The organism is Extensimonas perlucida, from assembly GCF_007655255.1.
GTDB classification, from domain to species: domain Bacteria; phylum Pseudomonadota; class Gammaproteobacteria; order Burkholderiales; family Burkholderiaceae_C; genus Extensimonas; species Extensimonas perlucida.
Window position 1 is genome coordinate 1 of record NZ_VMYE01000043.1, and the last position, 2,764, is coordinate 2,764.

Consider the following 2,764-nt stretch of genomic DNA (forward strand, 5'->3'; position numbering starts at 1 on the left):
ACGCCACGAATCGCAGATTTGAAAGTGAACAGGAAAGTCAATGAAATCAACGATCTACCAACACCACCTCCGCGCCAGTGCTAGCTTTTCGTACCGTCACTTATTGCACTGAAAACGAGGAGACCCCAAGGCCGCCGGCCAGCCACGACCGTCGCAGAACGACCCTTCTCGGCCACCGAGCGCATACGCCTCGAACGGCCGCAATGTAGGGCGGAGGAGCCAAATGAGCGCCGTGCCCAGCGAGCGTGCAGAGCCGCTCCCCTGCCAACTATCTCAGTACCGTAAGTGAGGCAGTCAGAAGCAACCGTTTGTTGAGGAAAATTAGGGTGAGCTGTGTTCTGGCCGGCAGGCCCAGCTTCTCCGCCGGTACCGGCTCTCTTCAAATTCGTGATCCTACTGTGAGATGATGCGCGTTTTCGGCGAAAGGCTTGCGCAAGGCCTTAACGTACAGTTTTCATTATTAAGACTCATGCCATCCTCAACTGTGCCAGATCGCGAAGTAATAGCAATAAGTGATGCGGCTCTTCGATTTTCTTGGGACGATCTCCGCATCATCAAAATGCTAAGCGAGTGCGGCAGTCGCGCGATTGCCGCCGAAAGATTGGGCATCAACGCGTCCACCGTTTCGCGCCGGGTAGCGCAGGCCGAGGCCGCATTGGGCGTTGCGTTGTTTGAACGGAGACGTGCTGGCTACAAGCTGACCCCTGAAGGGGTGGAGCTGCGGGCGCTGAGCGAGCGTGTCGAGTTGGATGTCGTCAGCGTAGCCCGACGGGTCGCAGGTGCAGTACATGGGCCGTTGGGCACCCTTCGTATTACCACAAGCGATTCGCTGTTGCTGTATTTCCTGACTCCAATCCTCGCCGAATTCAGGACCCGCAACCCTTCCTTGTCAGTTGACGTTCTAGTCGGAAATGACACACTTGATCTCGCCCGGGACGAGTCGGACATCGCGATAAGAGCAACACGGAGTCCATTGGAGAATCTAGTGGGGCGAAAGCTTGCGAGCATTGCGTGGGCGCCGTACGGAAGCGCCCTTCAATTTCGCCGGAAGCGGCCTGCAGCGGATCGAATTTTTGATATGACGTGGGCCTCTTACACCGGGAAACTGTCGGGGCTCAAAGCATTCCATTACCTTCAAAGCCGCGTTGCACCGATCAACGTTGCATACCGTTCCGACTCAGTTGCTGCCGTGAGCAAAGCGGTCGCTGCCGGGCTCGGTATGGGTTACCTTCCGTGCATGCTGGGCGATTTGACGACCGAGTTGGTCCGCGTCGGTCCTGTGGTCCCCGAGCTGGAGGATGAGCTTTGGCTGCTCACACATCCCGATATTCGGCGGACACGACGCGTCCAAACGTTTATGAGCTTTTGTGCTGCGGCGGTAGCAAAGCAGAAGGCGTTGATCGAAGGCCGCGAAGCGAATCCAATCGGAAGGTTCTGAAAAACCAGGTCGGCTAGGTGCCCGGTTTGCGCAAGACCGCCTTGCAGGCAATCTCAATCAATTGCGGCGGCATGGCCAAGCGCGAGACACCGATAAGGTTACTGGCGCATTGAGGGCGTTCAGTACCATACGCTGCTTTGCGTACTTTGCCGGCGGCTGCGAATGCCGCGTCGACGTCCAGAACGTACAGCGTTTCTTCTACAACATTGTCGAGCGTTGCACCGAATTTCCCGAGAAGGGTGGCGATGTTCTCGTACGTGGCACGCATTTGTGCTTCCATCATGGAAAAATCGCGAGGCTTCCCTGCTTCGTCAAGAGCGGCCGGAGCGACAAGTTGTCCGTTGCTATCATGGCTCAGTTGTCCGGACACATAGATGTCTTCGCCTACTTGGACTGCCTGCGCATAGCCATATGCGTCCTCCCACGGAACACCCCAATAGGCGGTTTTCTTTTCGAGCGAATTTTGATTAGTGGTCATGCTTACCTCCTGGGGAAAAGGATAGAGCGGAGCCGACGGATGGGCTTAGAACGGTTGAAGCCTAACATCTGAGGCGGGCTGCAAGAGCGCAAAGATGCACTTTTGGCGTGCAGATTTGCGCCATGAGTGGCCGGCATTGGGGGCTCAAAGGCCATTCATATTAACTAGCACCGTTGACGCAAAATGGCCGTTCTGCGACGGTCGCGACTGCGGGCCACACCGACGCCCGATTTCCGGCCAGGATTCTGGTAATGACCAGTTCGCCCTCAAAGGCAGGGCTGCTCAGCCAATCTGCGTGCGCCTCACTCTGCACGTGGACTCGGCCGCTGACGGCCAGCGACACCGCCCGATCAAATGCCCCCCAAGGGGTCTCCTCGTTTTCAGTGCAATAAGTGACGGTACGCAAAGCTAGCACTGGCGCGGGGGTGGTCTGGGTAGACCGTTGATTTCATTGACTTTCCTGTTCGCTTTGTAAACGGGTATGGTGGCCTCCCACTTTTGAGGTTCACGATGCAGGGTTGGCACACAACGTTTTTGGGGATGCGTGGGCTCCCCCGCGATATCAGCGACTTCGAGATGAAGGCATTTTTCACCTTCGATGGTGCCGAGCGCGACGCAATCAATGCACGCCGAGGTGATTCCCACAAGCTTGGTCTGGCGCTCCATATTGGTTTCCTGCGCATGAGTGGGCGTTTGCTCGGTGCCTTTCGGGTAATTCCAGTACTCGTGCGGGCGCGTCAATGGCTGTACAAGAACAAGCTGGTGATCGTGCACGAGCGGGCAATTCGGACACTGATTGCGGCGGCACTTGCCCAGCTTGAAGTTGAAACAGGCACCGCCATCGCCGC

At 56.9% G+C, this 2,764-nt stretch carries 3 protein-coding genes; 2 read left to right on the forward strand and 1 reads right to left on the reverse strand.

Going from position 1 to position 2,764, the window contains the following annotated elements:
• Positions 1 to 403 precede the first annotated feature (403 nt).
• On the forward strand, positions 404 to 1,438 hold the full coding sequence (locus tag FK527_RS17095; protein ID WP_222116182.1) for a LysR family transcriptional regulator: 1,035 nt from the start codon (positions 404 to 406) through the stop codon (positions 1,436 to 1,438).
• Between the two features lie 13 nt (positions 1,439 to 1,451).
• Here FK527_RS17095 and FK527_RS17100 read toward each other — a convergent pair whose 3' ends face one another.
• A complete protein-coding gene (locus tag FK527_RS17100) occupies positions 1,452 to 1,916 on the reverse strand; it encodes a Rid family hydrolase (RefSeq protein WP_144735873.1) in 465 nt (154 codons plus the stop codon).
• A 510-nt stretch (positions 1,917 to 2,426) separates the two neighbouring features.
• On the opposite strand from FK527_RS17100, the gene FK527_RS17105 reads away from it, so the two are divergent.
• Positions 2,427 to 2,764, forward strand: a 338-nt coding sequence (locus FK527_RS17105; RefSeq protein WP_144735875.1) for a DUF4158 domain-containing protein, incomplete at its 3' end; no start/stop codon positions are given.